Annotated in this window: 27 protein-coding genes and 1 pseudogene; 19 read left to right on the top strand and 9 right to left on the bottom strand. The window is 61.9% G+C overall.

What is annotated here, in order from left to right:
* Window positions 1-112 precede the first annotated feature (112 nt).
* The 7 genes from ACTNBK_RS00910 to ACTNBK_RS00880 all read left to right on the top strand — a co-directional run bounded on the left by ACTNBK_RS00910 (window position 113) and on the right by ACTNBK_RS00880 (window position 4196).
* A complete protein-coding gene (locus ACTNBK_RS00910) occupies window positions 113-901 on the top strand; it encodes a hypothetical protein (protein WP_441142829.1) in 789 nt (262 codons plus the stop codon).
* Window positions 902-1017: 116 nt separating this feature from the next.
* Window positions 1018-1737, top strand: coding sequence for an AlkZ-related protein (locus ACTNBK_RS00905; RefSeq protein WP_441142827.1), 720 nt, complete (start codon window positions 1018-1020; stop codon window positions 1735-1737).
* Window positions 1738-1799: 62 nt separating this feature from the next.
* On the top strand, window positions 1800-2210 hold the full coding sequence (locus ACTNBK_RS00900; RefSeq protein WP_441142826.1) for a peptide deformylase: 411 nt from the start codon (window positions 1800-1802) through the stop codon (window positions 2208-2210).
* Entirely contained in the window at window positions 2207-2521 is a 315-nt protein-coding gene (locus ACTNBK_RS00895; RefSeq protein ID WP_441142824.1) for a TIGR04076 family protein, read from the top strand. Before ACTNBK_RS00900 ends, ACTNBK_RS00895 begins: the two co-directional genes overlap by 4 nt.
* 12 nt (window positions 2522-2533) lie before the next feature.
* Window positions 2534-3244 carry an SDR family oxidoreductase gene (locus ACTNBK_RS00890; protein ID WP_441142822.1) on the top strand — a complete coding sequence of 237 codons (711 nt, stop codon included), beginning with the start codon at window positions 2534-2536 and terminating at the stop codon, window positions 3242-3244.
* Window positions 3241-3699, top strand: a complete 459-nt coding sequence (locus tag ACTNBK_RS00885) for a metallophosphoesterase family protein (protein ID WP_441142820.1) — start codon at window positions 3241-3243, stop codon at window positions 3697-3699. The genes ACTNBK_RS00890 and ACTNBK_RS00885 overlap by 4 nt, the downstream gene beginning before the upstream one ends.
* Complete coding sequence (locus ACTNBK_RS00880; RefSeq protein ID WP_441142819.1) at window positions 3699-4196, top strand: DUF6933 domain-containing protein; 498 nt, start codon at window positions 3699-3701, stop codon at window positions 4194-4196. Before ACTNBK_RS00885 ends, ACTNBK_RS00880 begins: the two co-directional genes overlap by 1 nt.
* Before the next feature lie 10 nt (window positions 4197-4206).
* Here ACTNBK_RS00880 and ACTNBK_RS00875 read toward each other — a convergent pair whose 3' ends face one another.
* Window positions 4207-4524 (bottom strand): PepSY domain-containing protein, encoded by a 318-nt coding sequence (locus ACTNBK_RS00875; RefSeq protein ID WP_441142817.1) that lies wholly within the window; start codon window positions 4522-4524, stop codon window positions 4207-4209.
* 229 nt (window positions 4525-4753) lie between these two features.
* Here ACTNBK_RS00875 and ACTNBK_RS00870 point away from each other — a divergent pair.
* The 5 genes and pseudogenes from ACTNBK_RS00870 to ACTNBK_RS00850 form a co-directional block, all read left to right on the top strand.
* Window positions 4754-5356: pseudogene (locus ACTNBK_RS00870) on the top strand (DUF5714 domain-containing protein); the annotation flags it as partial.
* Window positions 5348-5791, top strand: coding sequence for an arsenate reductase ArsC (locus tag ACTNBK_RS00865; protein WP_441142834.1), 444 nt, complete (start codon window positions 5348-5350; stop codon window positions 5789-5791). The pseudogene ACTNBK_RS00870 and the gene ACTNBK_RS00865, both read left to right, overlap by 9 nt.
* 122 nt (window positions 5792-5913) lie before the next feature.
* Window positions 5914-6189 carry a helix-turn-helix transcriptional regulator gene (locus tag ACTNBK_RS00860; RefSeq protein WP_441142815.1) on the top strand — a complete coding sequence of 92 codons (276 nt, stop codon included), beginning with the start codon at window positions 5914-5916 and terminating at the stop codon, window positions 6187-6189.
* A gap of 39 nt (window positions 6190-6228) precedes the next feature.
* Window positions 6229-6363 (top strand): hypothetical protein, encoded by a 135-nt coding sequence (locus ACTNBK_RS00855; protein WP_441142814.1) that lies wholly within the window; start codon window positions 6229-6231, stop codon window positions 6361-6363.
* 199 nt (window positions 6364-6562) lie between these two features.
* Entirely contained in the window at window positions 6563-7069 is a 507-nt protein-coding gene (locus ACTNBK_RS00850; RefSeq protein WP_441142812.1) for a hypothetical protein, read from the top strand.
* Window positions 7070-7137: 68 nt separating this feature from the next.
* Here ACTNBK_RS00850 and ACTNBK_RS00845 read toward each other — a convergent pair whose 3' ends face one another.
* A complete protein-coding gene (locus ACTNBK_RS00845; protein WP_441142810.1) occupies window positions 7138-7455 on the bottom strand; it encodes a hypothetical protein in 318 nt (105 codons plus the stop codon).
* Window positions 7448-7621: a hypothetical protein gene (locus ACTNBK_RS00840; RefSeq protein ID WP_165449760.1), complete on the bottom strand. Its 174-nt coding sequence runs from the start codon at window positions 7619-7621 to the stop codon at window positions 7448-7450. The genes ACTNBK_RS00845 and ACTNBK_RS00840 overlap by 8 nt, the downstream gene beginning before the upstream one ends.
* A gap of 133 nt (window positions 7622-7754) precedes the next feature.
* Here ACTNBK_RS00840 and ACTNBK_RS00835 point away from each other — a divergent pair, with 133 nt between their 5' ends.
* On the top strand, window positions 7755-8234 hold the full coding sequence (locus tag ACTNBK_RS00835; RefSeq protein WP_441142808.1) for a helix-turn-helix domain-containing protein: 480 nt from the start codon (window positions 7755-7757) through the stop codon (window positions 8232-8234).
* 224 nt (window positions 8235-8458) lie between these two features.
* On the opposite strand, the gene ACTNBK_RS00830 is transcribed toward ACTNBK_RS00835, so the two are convergent.
* The 4 genes from ACTNBK_RS00830 to ACTNBK_RS00815 form a co-directional block, all read right to left on the bottom strand.
* The gene (locus ACTNBK_RS00830) at window positions 8459-9115 is read right to left on the bottom strand and encodes a hypothetical protein (protein ID WP_441142806.1); all 657 of its coding nucleotides are present in this window, start codon (window positions 9113-9115) and stop codon (window positions 8459-8461) included.
* A 201-nt stretch (window positions 9116-9316) separates the two neighbouring features.
* Window positions 9317-9796 (bottom strand): flavodoxin, encoded by a 480-nt coding sequence (locus ACTNBK_RS00825; RefSeq protein WP_441142805.1) that lies wholly within the window; start codon window positions 9794-9796, stop codon window positions 9317-9319.
* Window positions 9797-9943: 147 nt separating this feature from the next.
* A complete protein-coding gene (locus ACTNBK_RS00820) occupies window positions 9944-10765 on the bottom strand; it encodes a DNA-3-methyladenine glycosylase family protein (protein ID WP_441142803.1) in 822 nt (273 codons plus the stop codon).
* Complete coding sequence (locus ACTNBK_RS00815) at window positions 10746-11681, bottom strand: LysR family transcriptional regulator (RefSeq protein ID WP_441142801.1); 936 nt, start codon at window positions 11679-11681, stop codon at window positions 10746-10748. The genes ACTNBK_RS00820 and ACTNBK_RS00815 overlap by 20 nt, the downstream gene beginning before the upstream one ends.
* 142 nt (window positions 11682-11823) lie before the next feature.
* Here ACTNBK_RS00815 and ACTNBK_RS00810 point away from each other — a divergent pair, with 142 nt between their 5' ends.
* Genes ACTNBK_RS00810 through ACTNBK_RS00795 form a run of 4 tightly spaced genes read left to right on the top strand, consistent with a single transcriptional unit; the run spans window position 11824 to window position 14230 of the window.
* Window positions 11824-12405, top strand: coding sequence for a DapH/DapD/GlmU-related protein (locus ACTNBK_RS00810; protein ID WP_441142799.1), 582 nt, complete (start codon window positions 11824-11826; stop codon window positions 12403-12405).
* The gene (locus tag ACTNBK_RS00805; protein WP_441142797.1) at window positions 12402-12941 is read left to right on the top strand and encodes a flavodoxin family protein; all 540 of its coding nucleotides are present in this window, start codon (window positions 12402-12404) and stop codon (window positions 12939-12941) included. Before ACTNBK_RS00810 ends, ACTNBK_RS00805 begins: the two co-directional genes overlap by 4 nt.
* A gap of 17 nt (window positions 12942-12958) precedes the next feature.
* Entirely contained in the window at window positions 12959-13468 is a 510-nt protein-coding gene (locus ACTNBK_RS00800; RefSeq protein ID WP_441142795.1) for a cyclophilin-like fold protein, read from the top strand.
* A 12-nt stretch (window positions 13469-13480) separates the two neighbouring features.
* Window positions 13481-14230, top strand: coding sequence for a carboxymuconolactone decarboxylase family protein (locus tag ACTNBK_RS00795; protein ID WP_441142793.1), 750 nt, complete (start codon window positions 13481-13483; stop codon window positions 14228-14230).
* Window positions 14231-14298: 68 nt separating this feature from the next.
* On the opposite strand, the gene ACTNBK_RS00790 is transcribed toward ACTNBK_RS00795, so the two are convergent.
* Complete coding sequence (locus ACTNBK_RS00790; RefSeq protein ID WP_441142791.1) at window positions 14299-14784, bottom strand: hypothetical protein; 486 nt, start codon at window positions 14782-14784, stop codon at window positions 14299-14301.
* Between the two features lie 173 nt (window positions 14785-14957).
* Window positions 14958-15578 carry a TetR/AcrR family transcriptional regulator gene (locus tag ACTNBK_RS00785; protein ID WP_441142789.1) on the bottom strand — a complete coding sequence of 207 codons (621 nt, stop codon included), beginning with the start codon at window positions 15576-15578 and terminating at the stop codon, window positions 14958-14960.
* Window positions 15579-15763: 185 nt separating this feature from the next.
* On the opposite strand from ACTNBK_RS00785, the gene ACTNBK_RS00780 reads away from it, so the two are divergent.
* Complete coding sequence (locus ACTNBK_RS00780) at window positions 15764-16318, top strand: sugar O-acetyltransferase (RefSeq protein WP_441142832.1); 555 nt, start codon at window positions 15764-15766, stop codon at window positions 16316-16318.
* 15 nt (window positions 16319-16333) lie between these two features.
* Window positions 16334-17095, top strand: coding sequence for an EFR1 family ferrodoxin (locus ACTNBK_RS00775; RefSeq protein ID WP_441142787.1), 762 nt, complete (start codon window positions 16334-16336; stop codon window positions 17093-17095).
* Window positions 17096-17112: the final 17 nt, after the last annotated feature.

The raw sequence follows: 17112 nt of genomic DNA, 5'->3' as shown, positions 1-17112 counted from the left end.
AATTTTACCAGAATGGGGCTCCGCTTTCTATATCATATGAGTGATTTTCGGTTTCAGCCATGACCGGAAACCATTGCAATTACTACTCTTTTGGAGTTTTGCTCATGGCTGCATGAAGTACAAAAAGCCCACTGTGTTCACGGTGGCCCTGGCCGCCGCGCTGTGCGTCTCCCTGACGGCCTGTCTATCCTTCAATCCCCGGTCCGGCGGCACGCCGCCCGCCTCGGCCTCCGGCACACCGGACGCGCTCCCCTCCGGGGAGACGGCCACCCCCGCCCCGTCGGAGGCCCCCCTTCCTGAGGAGATGTCGGCCTTCATCGGCTTCATCACCCAGATCTCCCCGGAGGACAACGCGCTTCAGGTGGAGACGGAGCCGAAATACGGCTTCTCCCTGGCGGACCGGGTTACGGTATACCTGCCCGACGCCCTCAGAGCGGAGGAGCAGGGGCTGGGTTCCGGGGTGCGGATCGCATACAGCGGAGAACCGGAGCTGGAGACCCATGACAACGGAACCGGCGCTGAGGCGGCCTCGGCGGTGCTCCGGGCGGAGCAGGTGGCGGACCTCCAGGACTACCTGGTCCTGAACGACGGCTCCACCGGCACCCTTTCGGAGCTGGTCTATGTAGGGAAATACTGTGCCCTGGTCACGGTGGAGTTCACCTACGAGCAGAACGGCACCCACCTCATGGTCCGGGACATCACGGAGGCCCGGGCCGAAAACGTGGCCGGCTGGTGGTCCGTGCAGTCGGACATCCAGCTCGACACCCAGGGCATCATCACCAGCAAAAACGGCATGGAGACCATCCTCCCCTTCACCTACTATGCCAGCATCGGAGAGGGCCTGGCGGAATACAGCGACGTGGCCGTCATCGATCTCTCCACCTTTGACCCCAGTATCTGAATATCTGTGCAGGGCCGGGAGTCTGTGGCTCCCGGCCCTGCCTTTTTGTCCGCATGGCATTTCCGCCGCGGCTGTGCTATAATGCCTTTAATATGCCGGAAGAGGAGGTGTCTGCCATGGCAGTGGAAAACGGAACGTGGATCATGCGCGGCCTGGCCTGGGACGACCCCTGCCGCATCCGGACCTGGCGGGAACTCATCCAATGGGTGGACGAGGTGGGCTTTCTGCCCCTCTTTCGAAATGAGATCAGCGGCTTCTCCACCGAGGAGCACACCTCCGCCTCCTTCTGGTGGTCCGGTGACCCGGAGCAGGACCCCTGGGAGTGGCGGCAGCTCATAGCCCGCAGCGGCCAGGTGGCCTATGGCAAGTTCTTCGGGAAAAAGGCGGGCTTTATCTCCAAAGCCTGGTTCCCACATTTCGCTAACTGGCGGCGGGATGGCTACGACTTTGACAGCCGCTGGGAGGACGCCCTGGCCAGCCTGCGCCAGAAGCGCATCATGGACCAGTTTTCCGACCACGAGGAGCTGTACTCCTTCCAGCTCAAAGGTCTGGCCGGGTTCGGCAAAGGCGGCGAAAAGAACTTTGAGGGCACCGTCACCGACCTCCAGATGGGGGGCTACCTGCTGATCCGGGACTTCCGGCAGCGGCTCAACAAAAAGGGACAGCCCTACGGCTGGCCCATCTCGGTCTACGCCACCCCCGAGGCCCTGTGGGGCTATGACCACATCGCCTCCACCTATTCGGAGGACCCCGCCCGATCCCGGGAGCTGATCTATGAACAGGTGTGCCGCCACTTCCCGGCGGCTACGGAGGAGGCCCTCCGAGCGGTACTGTGATAGATGTGGGAGGACATTCCAGGTACATACCGGATTATTCAAGCTTACAAGGAGAGACAACCATGATCCGAGATATCTGCAAGGACGAGGCCTTTCTGGCCCAGAAGGCGGAGCCCGCCACCCCGGACGACCTGCCCGTGGCCGCCGACCTGCTGGAGACGCTGGAGCACCACAAGGCCGACTGCGTGGGCATGGCGGCCAACATGATCGGCATCAACAAGCGCATCATCGTCTTCGACAACGAGGGGACCTATATGGTCATGTTCAACCCGGAGATTGTCAGAAAGTCCGGCCCCTATGACGCGGAGGAGGGCTGCCTCTCCCTCACCGGCGTCCGCCCGACCAAACGGTGGAAGTCCATCAAGGTGCGCTGGCAGAACGAGCAGTTTCAGGAGCGTCTCAAAACCTTCACCGGCTGGACGGCCCAGATCATCCAGCACGAGATCGATCACTGTGAGGGCATCATCATATGAAAAAGTGCAGGATCACCGTCATGCGTATCACACGGTACGAGGACCTGATGGCCCGGTATGAAAACCCCATCGATCACGCCTGCGACATGGAGGTGGGGCAGGTCTTTGTGGCCAACGGCTGGGAAAAACCGGAGGGCTTCTGTCAGAGCGCCTGGGACACCCTCTCCCCCTTTGTGCTGGCCCTGAGCCACGGGGGCGAAAACTTCTACGACGGCTGGATGAAAGATCCCAAATCCGCCATGCTCTCCTGTAACGACGGCTTCCGTCCGGTGAGCTTCCTGGTGGAGGCACTGGACGAGGACGCAGACTGAGGAGGAACTTCCATGTTTAAACACAAAGTAGCCGTGGTCACCGGCGGCGCAAAGGGCATCGGAAAGGCCATTGTGGAAGAATTTTGCAAAGCGGGTGCCCAGGTGTGTATCATCGACCGGCTGCCCAATGACTACTATGTAGGCGACCTGGCCGACCAGACCGTTCTGGAGGACTTTGCCCGCAAGGTCATCGCCGACTATGGCCACGTGGACTTTTTGGTCAACAACGCCCTGCCCCTCATGAAGGGTATCGATACCTGCACCTACGAGGAGTTCAACTACGCCCTGCGGGTGGGGGTCACGGCACCCTTCTACCTCACCAAGCTGTTTACCCCCCACTTTGCCCCCAGGGCGGCCATCGTGAACATCTCCTCCTCCCGGGATCGGATGAGCCAGCCCCAGACCGAGAGCTACACGGCGGCCAAGGGCGGCATCTCCGCCCTGACCCACGCTCTGGCCGTGAGTCTGGCGGGGAAGGTGCGGGTCAACTCCATCTCCCCCGGCTGGATCGACACCGATTATACCGTCTATGAGGGCCCCGACGCCATCCAGCAGCCCGCAGGACGGGTGGGCAATCCCCTGGACATCGCCCACATGGTGCTCTACCTCTGCTCCGATAAGGCGGGTTTCATTACCGGGGAAAACATCTGCATCGACGGCGGCATGACCCGCCAGATGATCTACCACAACGACTTCGGATGGACCCTGGGAGGGAGCGTATGAGACTTGCCATTCTCTCCGACACCCACGGCCTGCTGCGGCCCCAGGTTTTGGAGCATCTGAAGACCGCCGACGCCATTCTCCACGGCGGCGACATCAACAAACAGAGCATTGTGGACCAGCTGCGGCAGTATGCTCCACTTTACGTGGTCCGGGGCAACAACGACAAGGAGTGGGCGGCAGACATCCCACACGACCTCACCGTCACCTTGGAGGGCATGACCTTTTTCATGGTCCACAACAAAAAAGAGGTCCCGGCGGACCTCTCCGGCGTGGATGTGGTGGTCTTCGGCCACTCCCACAAGTACGCGCAGGAGGAGAAGGGCGGCCGCCTCTGGCTCAACCCCGGCTCCTGCGGCCCCCGGCGGTTCCACCAGGAGATCACCATGATGATGGCCCAGGTGGAGAACGGGCAGATCCAGGTGGAGAAGATCTCCATTCCCCACGAGGTGCAGTGATGGAGCTGGGTCTCACCTTTCCCCTCCAGCGATTTCTAAAATCAAAAACGCCGGCCTACGGCACACAGCCGGACCGGCGTTTCTGCTGGGACCTCCATGTCATTGATCTGCGTGGGCGCAGGAGTCTGCTGGCCGTCCACTGCCACAGCCGGTACACCTTCGTGCGTTATGACGTGTCCCCTCTCCAGTGGGCGGACCTGCCCGGGCTGTTCCGGGAGGGGCTTTTGGAGAGCCTCACTGCCGCCGGGTTTTCTCAGGCCCGGGCAAAGGAGTATCTACAACGGGCGGGGGACTTTGAGATCACCCGCACCCACGGCCGCCGTGAGGTGGCCTTCCTCAACCGGACCTGGGAGGATGTGCTGGCCCTGGACCTGTGCCTGGACCCCGCCGGCCAGGCACAGCCCCTTCTGGACCATGCGGTCAACACCCGTCCCAGCCGGTGCGTAGGGTTTGAGGGTCTTGGGTCCGCCCTTTCTCGGATGGCCGCATCCCTGTGAACACAGAGACTCAATCCCAATGCCCACCGTTCCCGTATCCACCCCGGCTGCTCTCCAGGCCGGTCACCCAGCCGAAGGCGTTGACCTCTACCTCATACCAGGTGTCGCCGTTGAGGATGTCAAAGCTGTACTCATTCCACAGCCCCTCCCGGTCGATCTCCTGTCCAACGACCTCTCCACCGCCCGCGGCGGCCAGCGCGGTTTCACGGGCCTCGCCCACACCCACACGCAGCACCAGAGAGCCGATTACCGCAACCACCAGCACTGCCACCACTGCGATCCCGGCGATGGCCAGGGCACGCGTTTTCCCACTAAACTGCTTCAACATAGCGATATTCCTCCGTCTTATTAATTTTGTGTCCTTCTTGCCAGAATAACGCATCAGAAGGCCCGTTTATCGCAGGGCGGCGGAAATTTTCCCTGTGGGGAGGACATTCCCGGCTTCGCACCACAGCCCAAAGGCCCCTACTGAGACCATAGGAGGAGACAGAGACTTGAATACAGAAGAATGTCTGATCTGCAAGGCGCCCCTGGAGTATCTGACCCATGACCAGGTCATGGAGTGCGCCATCTGCCACAAAAAAGAGCCCAGCAAGACCCGCTGCGTGAACGGGCACTACGTCTGCAGCGACTGCCACACCCAGGGCATGGACAGCATCTTCGGCCTGTGCCTTGCCGAGACCTCCACAGATCCCATCGCCATCGCCCGTAAGATGATGGACCTGCCCTTCTGCCACATGCACGGACCTGAGCACCATGTGATGGTGGGGGCGGCCCTGATCACCGCCTACAAGAATGCCGGCGGGCAGTTGGAGCTAGAGAAGGCCCTTCACGAGATCTACAACCGGGGGAAAAAGGTCCCCGGCGGGGCCTGCGGCTTCTGGGGCGCCTGCGGCGCAGGGATCGGCGCGGGGCAGTTTCTGGCCATCGCCACGGCGTCCACCCCCCTGGCCAAGGAGCCCTGGGGCCTGAGCAATCAGATGACCGCCCGGGCCCTGGACAGCATTGGCAAGGTGGGCGGTCCCCGGTGCTGCAAGCGGGACTCCTTCCTGGCCATTCTCGCCGCCATTGACTTTACCCGGGAGCACTTGGGGGTGGAGATGACGCGCACTCCTCCCGTCTGCTCTTACAGTCCCCGGAACAACCAGTGCATTGGCAAGCGCTGCCCCTTCTCGGCAGCCAACCACCCGAGGCCAAAGGTGGCCTTCCTCTGCGTCCACAACTCCTGCCGCAGCCAGATGGCGGAGGCGCTGGGGAAAAAGCTGGCCGGTGACGTGTTTGAGAGTTTCTCCGCCGGCACCGAGCCCGGCAACCGCATCAACCCCGACGCAGTGCGCCTGATGAAGCAGGTCTACGGCATCGACATGGAGCAGACCCAGCACAACAAGCCCCTCTCTGAGCTGCCGGCGGTGGACATTGTGGTCACCATGGGCTGCAACGTCCAGTGTCCCACCTTTCCCTGCTCCCACCGGGAGGACTGGGGGCTGGATGACCCAAGCGGCAAGGAGGACAGCGCCTTTCTCGCCGTGATGGCGCAAATCGAAACGAAGATACTGGACCTGAAGGCCCGCATCCAGGCCGGCGCGCTGGGCTGATCCCGGCTCCCTCCGGGCCCATGTCAGGAAAACGGGCGAAAGAGACCGTTTTCCCTGGTGGATTTCATTCTGCCCAAAGGGTATACTGAAGCCCGGAACCAAAACAGGAGGAGGGATGGGCCATGGGTTTGGGAAGCAGCCTCTACCACGCCCGGAAAAAGAGCGGGCTGACCCAGGAAAATGTGGCGGAAAAGCTGGGGGTGAGCCGGCAGACCATCTCCAAATGGGAGACCGACGAGACTCTGCCCGACATCCGTCAGTCCAAGGGGCTGGCCATGCTCTACCACGTGACCCTGGACGAGCTCATCGAGTACGACTTCGACGAGCAGCAGGCCCGGCAGATGATCGAGAGCGTCAGCGACGAGGCCCAGGCCAGGATCGACTGGAACAAGGTGTAGAGCAAGAAATATCCGGTACTGGCCACCTATCACCAAAAGGTGCGCATCGATGACTACGCCCCCATGCTGCGGGAGATGCTCACCCAGCTGCGGGTGGACTACGGCTACAACCACACCGATGCCCTGCTGGTGCTCAAGGATATTCTGGCCCGGGTATGGAAGGGCCAGGTGTGACGCAGAGCAGCGGCGGCCACCCAGAATAAAGACCCGTTCCGTCAGATGTTGTTTCACCAAAAACCCCCTATGCTGTGTTGTTTGGTTTACAGCACAGTATAGGGGGAATCTTATATTACGAGTGCCGCCCAGGAAGGCCGTTGCAATCTCGCACACGGCCTGATAGAATCCATCATCATAACAACCGTGGAGGTGCACCATGAGAAATGCAGTTTTGGGATTGCTGCTGTCGGGTTGTCTTTTGACGGGGTGTACTGCCGGAATGGGAGATACCGTCCGGCAGGACGAGATCCCCTTTTCAGAGGGACAGTCCTATGCCGCAGCCTACCTGGGCTACCAACAGATCGACGACTTGGACTTCTATGTGGAGCAGTATCTGGACAGCGACAAGATCCCCATCCACTACATCTCTGATGGGGACTATTATCTGGTGATCCCCCGATATGCCGGTACGGAACTGAAGCTGTACCGCAATGACCTGGAAACCTCTCAGCCCATCCTCCTCTATGAAGATCCGGACTGCGGCCCGTTTATCCTCCAGTGCAATGCCAGCGACATTTTTGCCGACGCCCTGATCCGATTGGACTACGGGGATGAGACAGCGGAGTTTTCTCCCTTCATCTCCCTGAAAGATGGCTCTGTGGATATTGGGGCCCAGGGGCTGGATCTCACCAGGGACCCACAGGAGCAGCCCGATCCCGCATAACAGGACGCCGGACAAATGGAGCGGCCGTATAGTCAGGGGAGATAGACAAGGTGAGATTCTTTGGGCGCTCAGTAGAGCGCCCACCAATACTCCACCAACCTGCGGTATCGGTTTCCTTTGGGCGGCAGCTCCGCACACCTCCGCACCGCCCGGCTCGTTTTTCGCTTGAGGTACTGCTGGGCGCTGCTGCTTCCGGGCTGCTTGATATGGACGCCGCTGTGCAGCAGCCTCCCGCCGTCAAAGCCGCCGTCAATATAGCCGATGTGGGGAGCATAGCCCAGATGCCGGATCAGGAAGAGCAGCTTCTCCCCATGCTTGATGCTCTGGAGCCGGCGATATTCCCTGCCTCGTCCCCCTGCCGGAGTCTTGCCGCTCCACTCATGCATCGTCCCGGCGGTCCCTCTGCTTCAGCCGGTTTCTGTCATATGCCTTCCGGTTCGGCACGGTGCGGGTGACAGGACTGAGGCCATACCAGGAGCCCCGCTGTCTGGCGTGATAGGCCCGCTGCTCCTTTTTGCTCCGCTTGTCCAACGGCACCATTTGGGTCCTCATGGATGCGTATTCCCCCTTTCCTTTGTGACAACTTCTTTACATTTCTCTCCAGCGCCTTGCGTTTCGGCCGCGGATGGGCTATATTGATTGTCCCATGCAACCTATCCGATCGGCAAGAATGGAGGCGATCTTTATGGCGATCACCCGGTTTCCGGTGATCGATCCGGTGGCAACCGGCGCAAACATCACCCGGCTGCGCCGTGAGCACGGTTTCACCGTGCGGGATCTTCAGCGGTTCTTCGGCTTTGAGGAGCCCCAGGCGATTTACAAGTGGCAGAGAGGGCAGAGCCTGCCCAGCATCGACAACCTGTACGCCCTCAGCACGTTGCTCCACATCTCCATGAACGAGATCCTGGTTTCCTCTTCTCATATCGATTCTCTTGAGCAGCAGGCCTCGGCCTGCTGCTCAAACCATATCACGGCGGTTTTCTCCCGGGTGCAGGGGGTATGGCAAAACTTCAGCACCACGCAGGCCCTTATCCGCCCGGCTCCCGCTGCCCCGCTCCACCAAACGGCTGAGGGGGATATGCGGCATTCCGGGCGACTTTTCTTATCCCGTCCCTCAGGTAGATCTGAAAAGGAATGGAGACGTATTTACGGATTTGGGCTGTGAGCGGATTTACAGGTGGACAAATTACGGAGCAGAAGGCGCGCAGTACGAGGCATATCACGTACAAAGTGGCCCGGCATGTTTTATGCCGCCATCTCGCATCGAAAATACTAGACTTCTCCGCAGAACACGCAGCCTCATAGTTCATCTGCGTCTGAACCGGCCGCAGCAGCGCCACCGTTTTGCCATACCCGCCACACCCGAAGGCGCAGCGGGTTTTGTCTCTGTTACGCACCGGCGTTCCCGCCGCCTGCCGCCCGTTCGATCACGTCGTTCAGGATGGTCTCAAAGCTGTCATTGAGATCGAAGGGGGGCACATAGTCCACCTCCGTATTGACCAAACACTTGTCCATCTCCATGGAGCACCCATCGGCCTGCTTGCTCAGAGCGGTGGCCAGGGCACGGATTCTGTTCCGGTCAAAGTCGATGGTGACCACCTGTCTGGCATCGCATCGATAGGTGACCTGGTTCCCGTCACTGTTGAACCGGTACCCGGAACCGCCCCCCGGAATGGTCTTCTCGCTGCTGCGCAGGGCGGTCATACCGCGGAAGGTCCGGGCCAGGGCCTGCCGCTGCCGGTTGAGCCCCGTCTCACTGTCCAGATCCAGCGTCAATCTGCTTTTGGCGTCCCGGATGGCCCGGCTGAGCTTCTCCCGCTCGCCCATCATGTCCATGAGAAATCCCGCGATCTCATTGGCGTGTCCGGCGTATTCGCTGGAGGCGTTCTCCTCCACCACCACATCCCGGTCATCGGCCATTACCTTGCTGCGCAGGTGTGTCGTCTTGATCTTGAGGATGTTCCGCTCATCCTTCAGGATGTCCATGGCCTGGAGCATGACCGCCTGGAGCTTGTTCTGGACACGAAACGCGTCTTTCAGGTTCATTCGGCTTACCTCCCTTTGTCTCTTGTCGGATCTATCATAGCTCCAAACATCCCCTCTGTCATTGAACTGCTGGTTTAGTCCAGACCTTCTCCCCAAATGCCCAAAAGAAAAAGGACAGCGTGGGATGCTCCCCTCGCTGCCCTTTTGGCCTTTTCCTATTCGTTTTCAGCTGCCGGTGACCCGGTCCCGGCGCACTGTATCTTACAGCTTCAATCCCTCGGCCCACGCCTTCAGCTCCGCCGGGTCCAGCCGGCCGTTGAGCATACGTCCCTCCAGAATCCTGGCACCGGGGGCACTGTCCTTCAGCCCCTCCGACGACTTACCCAAACCGCTGCCGCCGGAGGTGGCAAAGAGCACAATGGTCTTGCCGGTAAAGTCATAGCGCTCCAGGAAGGTATTGATGATGGTGGGGGCCACATACCACCAGATGGGAAAGCCCAGGAAGATCACATCATGACCGGCCACAGGGGCATCCCCGTCGGCCAGCGCCGGGCGGGATCGCTTGTCCTTCATCTCCACACTACTGCGGGATTGCTGGTCTGTCCAGTTCAGGTCGGCGCTGGTATAGGGTACCGCTGGTTTGATCTCATAGAGGTCGGCCTCCACGGCCCCGGCCAGGACTTTCGCCGCTTTGGCGGTGGTGCCACTGGCGGAAAAATAGGCAACCAGTGCTTTGCTCATAAAAATCTCCTCCTTTTACACCATTGTAAGCCGTGCCGCTGGAAATGTAAAATGCCCGCTTCTTATGGGCTGACATTCCTGAAAAGCATTTTACCCAGTCTTTGGACAAGCTGGGCCGGGAACCCTGTGGGGGGCTCCGCCTTTTTGCTATGCCGTCTCCGACTTATGGCGCAGGGCGTAGTAAAAGAAGTACTGCTGCATGATCCCCGCCCCGTCGCCGTAGCGGGCAAAGGGGTCCCGGCCCCGGTACTTGCCCCGGATGATCTTGTTGATCCAGGTGTCCACCGGGGCGCAAGCGGTGCGGCCGTAGGCAAACAGAGCCACACAGCTGGCTACCTTCACCCCTACCCCCTTTATCTCCTCCAGGGCGGCGAGGAGCTCCCCGTCGGGGAGGGTGGCCATGGCCGCCAGGTCGGTCTCCCCCGCCAGCACCCGCTCCACTGCGTCCCGGAGATAAGGGGCACGATAGCCGGCCTTGCAGTCTATGTAGTCCTCCACCGTCACGTCCTTGAGCTGCAAGGGGGTGGGAAAGGCATAGAGGGTCTCCCGGGACGTCTTCAGCTGGGTGCCGTACCGGCGGCTGAGCTCCTCCACCATGGCCCGGATGGCGGGGATGCTCTTGCGCTGGGAGATGATGAAGGTGAGCAGGGTCTCCCAGGGGTCCTGGCGCAGGATGCGGATGCCCGCCCCGGTCCGGGCGGCCTCCTGCAGGAAGGTGTCCCTGGCCGGGATCTTCTCCCGGACGGCCCGGTAGCTCCGTCCCAGGTCAAAATAGGGGCGCCACACCTGTTCCCAAGTCTCCCCGCCGCAGCTCACCTCCCACCGCTCCTCCCCGGTCCTGCGGAGGTACACCGCCTGATTTCCAGTGAGGAAGCGGAAGGCGCCGTCCTCCAGGCGGACGGCCCGGAAGCACTGGCCGCTGTCGATGATCTTCTCCGGGTCAAAATCGTCAGAAATGCACACGTTCATCTGTATCCTCCTCTCCCGCGCCCGCCGGCTTCTTCCGGTATGTGGACAGCTGCGCGTGCAGGCAATCCAAAAACAGCTCCGCCGCCTTGGAAAAGATCTGGGATTTTTTCCACACCAGGTACATCCCCAGCTCCAGCCTGGGCTCCAGGGGACGGAAACACAGGTTGCTGCCGGTGGTGTTCACCAGCTTGGCCAGGGTAAAGGCGTAGCCCATCCCCTCATCCACCATCAGGGAGGCGTTATAGATGAGGTTATAGGTGGCCACGGTATGGAGCTCGGATGGCTCCCGCCGAAGCCAGCGGTACAGACCGCTTTTGTTGTCCACCTGCCGGGAGAGGATCAGTGGCTTGTCCCACAGGTCCCGGGGAGAGACAGACTCCCGGTGGGCCAGAGGGCTGTCCCGCCGCATCAGCACCCCCCAGGTGTCCTTCATGGGCAGCTCCATATAGTGATACTTGATCTTGTCGATGTCCCCCAGCAGCACCCCGAAATCCAGCAGCCCCTTGTCCAGCCGCTCGCACACGTCCACGGCGTCCCCGCTGACGATGTGGAACCGGATGCCCGGATGGCTCAGCTGGAGCCGGTTGGCCGCCCGGACCAGCTGCCGCACCCCGTCGGTCTCGCCGGTGCCGATGTAGATGTCCCCGCTGACCGCCCGGTCCGACTGGGTGACCTCTCGCTCCGTCCGATCCACCAGCTCCAGGATCTCCTCCGCCCGCTTTCGCAGCAGCATGCCCTCCTCCGTGAGGGTGATCTTCCGGCTGCCGCGGATCATGAGCTGTTTGCCCAGCTCCTCCTCCAGCTCCCGGAGCTGCCGGGACAGGGTCGGCTGGGTCAGGTGCAGGGACTGGGCCGCCGCCGAGATGTTCTGCTCCCGGGCCACGGCCAGAAAATATTGCAGCACCCTCAGTTCCACGCCGTTCACCTCCTGTTGGTCTGATGATAACACAGGTCAGTCATAGGTTTCAAGCATAATAAGTCATTCTATATAGGTATTTGTTATCTGTGCAGCCAAGTGATACAATGGGGGTAGAAATCAGACAAAGTAGGAGTTCAATATGGATCTGGAAACATTTTTGGCCTATCTGAACAGTGGAAAGACGGTACAGGGGGGCAGTGAGGCCCACCTCTTCATGCACGGCGTCAGCCAGGAGGCCCTGCGCATCACCGCTGAAATGAACAGCGGCTACCACACGCCGGAGGAGCTGCGGGAGCTCTTCTCCCGGCTCATCGGTCGGCCGGTGGACGAGAGTTTTGGCCTCTTTCCCCCCTTCTACACCGACTGCGGCAAGAACATCCACATCGGCAAGAACGTCTTTATCAACATGGGGTGCAAGTTCCAGGACCAGGGCGGCGTCTACATCGGGGACGGCGCCCTCATCGGCCACAATGTGGTGCTGGCCACCCTCAACCATGTCAAATCCCCCAGGGACAGGAGCAGCATGGTCCCCGCCCCCATCCGCATCGGCAAAAACGTGTGGATCGGCTCCAATGCCACTATTCTGCCCGGGGTGACCATAGGCGACGGCGCCATCGTGGCCGCCGGGGCGGTGGTGGCCAAGGACGTGCCGGAAAACACCATCGTGGGCGGCGTACCCGCCAAGATCATCCGACAGCTGAGCGAGGAGGAACTGAAATGAGCAAGAACGTTCTGGTCATCTCCACCAGCCTGCGGTCGGGCAGCAACTCCGATCTGCTGGCCCAACGCTTTGCCCAGGGCGCCCGGGAGGCCGGCCATGAGGTGGAGGTCCTCACCCTGCGGGGCAAGGACCTGGGCTTCTGCACCGGCTGCCTGGCCTGCCTGAAGGCACCCCGCTGCGTCATTGACGACGACGCCAACGACATCGTGGAGAAGATAGGGGCGGCGGACGTGCTCTGCTTTGCCACCCCGGTCTACTACTACGGCATGTCCGGCCAGATGAAGACCCTGCTGGACCGGGCCAACCCCCTCTACTCCGCCGACTACCGGTTCCGGGAGGTCTACCTCCTGGCCGCCGCCGCGGAGGAGGACGAACACACTGTGGACGGCACCGTCACCGGCCTCACCGGCTGGGTGGACTGCTTTGAAAAGGCCCGGCTGGCCGGCACCGTCTTTGCCGGCGGCGTCAACGCCCCCGGAGAGGTCCAGGGCCATCCCGCCCTGGAACAGGCCTACGGACTGGGCAGACAGCTTTGAGGCGGAGGTATGCAGTCATGACCGGAATCCTGACCATGCTCCTGGCCATTCTGGGCCTCTCCGCCTGCACGGCGGCGGAAATATCCACCGCCCCCGTCACCCCGCCTCCCACCCAGGCGGTGGTATCAGAACAGGAGACGCCCCTGCCCTCCGGGGAGACGACGTCCGGTGAGGAGGAGACCAAGCTGAAGATCACAGTGGGAGACGAGGTGCTGCTGGCCACCTTCGAGGACAACCTCTCCGCTGAGGAGTTCCGGGACCTGCTCGCCCAGGGCCCGGTGACGGTGGAGATGGACGACTACGGCGGCTTTGAAAAAGTTGGCTCCCTGGGTACGGCCCTGACCCGGAGCGACGAGCAGATCACCACCCAGCCCGGCGACGTGACCCTCTACCAAGGGGATCAGATCACCATCTACTACGGCACCAACACCTGGAACTTTACACGGCTGGCCAGGATCGACGATCCCACCGACCTGCGGGAGAGGCTGGGAAATGGGACGGTCTCGGTCACCTTTTCTCTAGAATAGGAGGTCTTTTACATGGCAGTCAAACAGACCGCGGGCCGGGAGGCCCTGGGGGAGTTCGCCCCTAAATTCGCCCAGCTCAATGACGACGTGCTCTTCGGCGAGGTGTGGAGCCGTGAGGACAAGCTCTCCCTCCGGGACCGCTCCCTGGTGACAGTGGTGGCCCTCATGGCCCAGGGGCTGGTGGACAGCTCCTTTCAGTACCACCTGGCCACCGCCAAGAAAAACGGCATCACCCGGGAGGAGATCGCCGAGATCCTGACCCACGCCGCCTTCTACGCCGGCTGGCCCAAGGCCTGGGCCGCCTTCCGCATGGCCAAGGAGGTGTGGGCCGAGGACGGCGACGACGGCAAGGCCCGCCACCAGCGGGAGATGGTCTTCCCCATCGCCGCCCCCAACGACGGCTTCGCCCAATATTTTGTGGGCCAGAGCTATTTGCAGCCCCTCTCCACCGACCAGGTGGGGGTGTACAATGTCACCTTCGAACCGGGCTGTCGCAATAACTGGCACATCCACCACGCCGCCAAGGGCGGTGGGCAGCTGCTCCTCTGCGTGGCCGGCCGGGGCTGGTACCAGGAGTGGGGTAAGGAGGCCCGGGCCCTCCGCCCCGGCGACGTGGTCAACATCCCGCCGGAGGTGAAGCACTGGCACGGCGCCGCCCGGGACAGCTGGTTCTCCCACCTGGCCCTGGAGGTGCCTGGAGAGGACACCTCCAACCAGTGGCTTGAGGCCGTCTCCGACGAGGACTACGGACAGCTGGGCTGAGTTTCCCCATATGCAAAAGGGTTCCCCGTGCGGTTATACAGCCGCGCGGGGAACCCTTTTGTTGTATTTTACTTTTTGACAAAGCGGCTGTTGAAGAAGGCGGTGAAGTCCGCCAGCTCCGCCTCCTGGGAGACGTAGACGTACAGCTTCTCGTCCTCCAGCCAGTCATAGGCGTTGATGGCGATGTAGCCGTGCCGGTCGGGGTAGATGACAAAGGCTTCGGTGGGGTACTTGTTCCGGTAGGCCTTCAGGATCTCCGTCCGGCGGTACCAGGTGGGCTCGCCGCAGCCGGAGAGGTCGGGGACCGTGGGCACCACCACGATGGTCTCGCTTTCCTCGTTCCAGCCCACGATAAGGTTGCCGATCTTGGTCTTGCTGCCGTGGACGAAGCCGTAGTTGAACCGGGATACGTCCTCGGTATAGCCGAAGATCAGCCGGTAGTCGCCCCCGTTTTCCACCACCTGGTCAAAGAGGGTGCGCATCTTTTGGGCATTGGCGTTGCTCTTCTCCATGTCGATCTCGGGTCCTTTGAACAGTTTTCCGAAAAATCCCATAGCTGTATCCTCCCAGCATCCATTTATTTGTAAGCCGCACAGCCCGGCTTCCGGGCGGCCTGCCGCTCACGCAGAATAAAGATAAAATTTATATTTTGTATTTATTTAGGGTAAAAAACAGATCCGCCGGGATCAGGCCGCAGCCGTGATGGCAGACGGATCTGGGTATGCTTCTAGCGGGGCTTGTCCTCCCGCATCCCCTCCAGGCAGTCCACGATGGCGGTGATCTGGACCTCCGCCGCCGCGTCGGCGGCCTCGGGCACCAGCAGGGGGAGTGAGGACGGGATGGCCCGGCGGAGGACCATGACCGCCAGACTCAGGTTGGTGAAGAGGGCCACCCGCCCGTGGTCGGGCCGGATGCCGAAGCACTCCAGGAGCCTGGAAAAGAGCTGGAGCTGCTTTTCCCGAAAGCGCCGGTAGCTCTCCTCGGACAGCCGCCGGAACAGGAGCTGCTGCTCCTCGATGGTCATGACCGCAATGCCGTTGCGCTCGCCATAGCAGCAGGCGCGGAGGAACCCCTCCACACCCTCCCGCCAGGTGAGGGCCGGGTCCTCCATCAGCTGTCGGGCGTAGGCCAGGACCCTGGGCTGCTGATGGTAGAGGGCCTCCACGATCAGGTCCTCCTTGCTGGGGAAAAAGGTGTAAAAAAAGGTGCGGGAGATGCCCACCGTCCGGTAGATCTGCTCCACGGTGGTGTGCTGGATGCCCTGCCGGGCCATGAGCGCCAGGCCGGTGGTGACCAGGGTCTCCCGGATACGCGCCCGCTCCTCCTCGGAATAGGCCACCTTGGGCATCCTTCCCGCCTCCTTTAATAAAGATAGTTTTTAAAATTTATCTTTATTTTACCACATAGTCTACCGCGGGGCAAGAGGGCAGTTTGCCCCCGGCGGCCTTTTGTGGTATCCTATGACTGATACACCAAGCAAAAAGGAGACCATCCATGGAATATCTGGACATCGTCAAAGACCCCGCCGGCCACATGGGCCAGAACCGGAACCTGCCTCCGGACCTGAAGACCAAGGCCCGGCAGCTGTGCTGGGAATTCAACCAGTCCCCGCCCGACGCCGCCGACCGGCGGCAGGAGATCCTGCGGGAGCTCTTCGGCACCTGCCACCCCCTGACCTTCATCGAGCCCACCTTCCGCTGCGACTTCGGCTTCAACATCCACACCCACGGCCTGGCCGTCATCAACTACAACTGCGTCATCCTGGACACCTCCCCCGTCCACATCGGGGCGGGTGCCTTTATCGCGCCGGGGGTCTGCCTGAGCTGCGCCGGCCACTCCATCGACCCGGAGCAGCGCTCGTCGGGCATCAGCACCTCCAGGCCCATCACCCTGGAGGAGGACGTGTGGATCGGCGCCAATTCCGTGGTCTGCGGCGGCGTCACCATCGGCAAGGGCTCCGTCATCGGCGCTGGCAGCGTGGTCACCCGGGACATTCCGGCGGGAGTGGTGGCCGCCGGGGTGCCTTGCCGCCCCATCCGGCCCATCACCGAAGAGGACAAGATCCCGCCGGAGCAGCTGGCCTTTTAAGGGGGGTAACGGGACATGATCCTCTATTTTTCCGGCACGGGCAACAGCCGTGCCTGCGCCAAATGGCTGGCCGACGTCCTGGGTGACGACTGCCGGGACGTCTTTTCCTTCGTCCGGGACGGCATCGCTGGGGAGTTCGTCTCCCGGACCCCCTGGGTCTTTGTCTCCCCCACGTACAGCTGGCGGCTCCCCAGGGTCTTTGACCGCTTCCTCCGTACCAGCCGTCTCTCCGGCGCCCGGGACGCCTACTTTGTCATGACCTGCGGCGAGGACATCGGCGCCGCCCCCCGGTACAACCGGGCCCTCTGCGCCCGGCTGGGCCTGCGCTGCCGGGGGACCCTGACGGTGGTCATGCCGGAGAACTATATCGCCATGTTCTCCGCCCCCACGCCAGAGGAGGCCCGCCCCATTCTGGCCGCCGCCCGCCCGGCTTTGGAGCGGGCCGCCGCCTGCATCCGGCAGGGGAGCGACTTCCCCGAGGGGAAGGTGGGCCCTCTGGACCGCCTGAAGTCGGGCCTGGTCAACGACCTCTTCTACCGTTTCCAGGTGAAGGACCGCCCCTTCACCGTCTCCGACGCCTGCATCTCCTGCGGCAGGTGTGAACGGGACTGTCCCCTGGGCAACATCCGCCTGGAGGGCGGACGGCCGGTGTGGGGCGGGCGCTGCACCCACTGTATGGCCTGCATCTGCGGCTGCCCCACGTCGGCCATCGAATACGGAAAGGTCAGCCGGGGCAAGCCCCGGTACCAGTGTCCCAAAGACCCCTTCGGCGATTGAACCAAAAAGGACGTCCG

Origin of the sequence: Intestinimonas sp. HCP28S3_D6 (assembly GCF_052065695.1) — a bacterium.
Lineage (GTDB): Bacteria > Bacillota > Clostridia > Oscillospirales > Oscillospiraceae > Intestinimonas.
The sequence above is the reverse complement of the archived record's forward strand: the minus strand, read 5'-3'. Positions and strand labels throughout refer to the sequence as shown.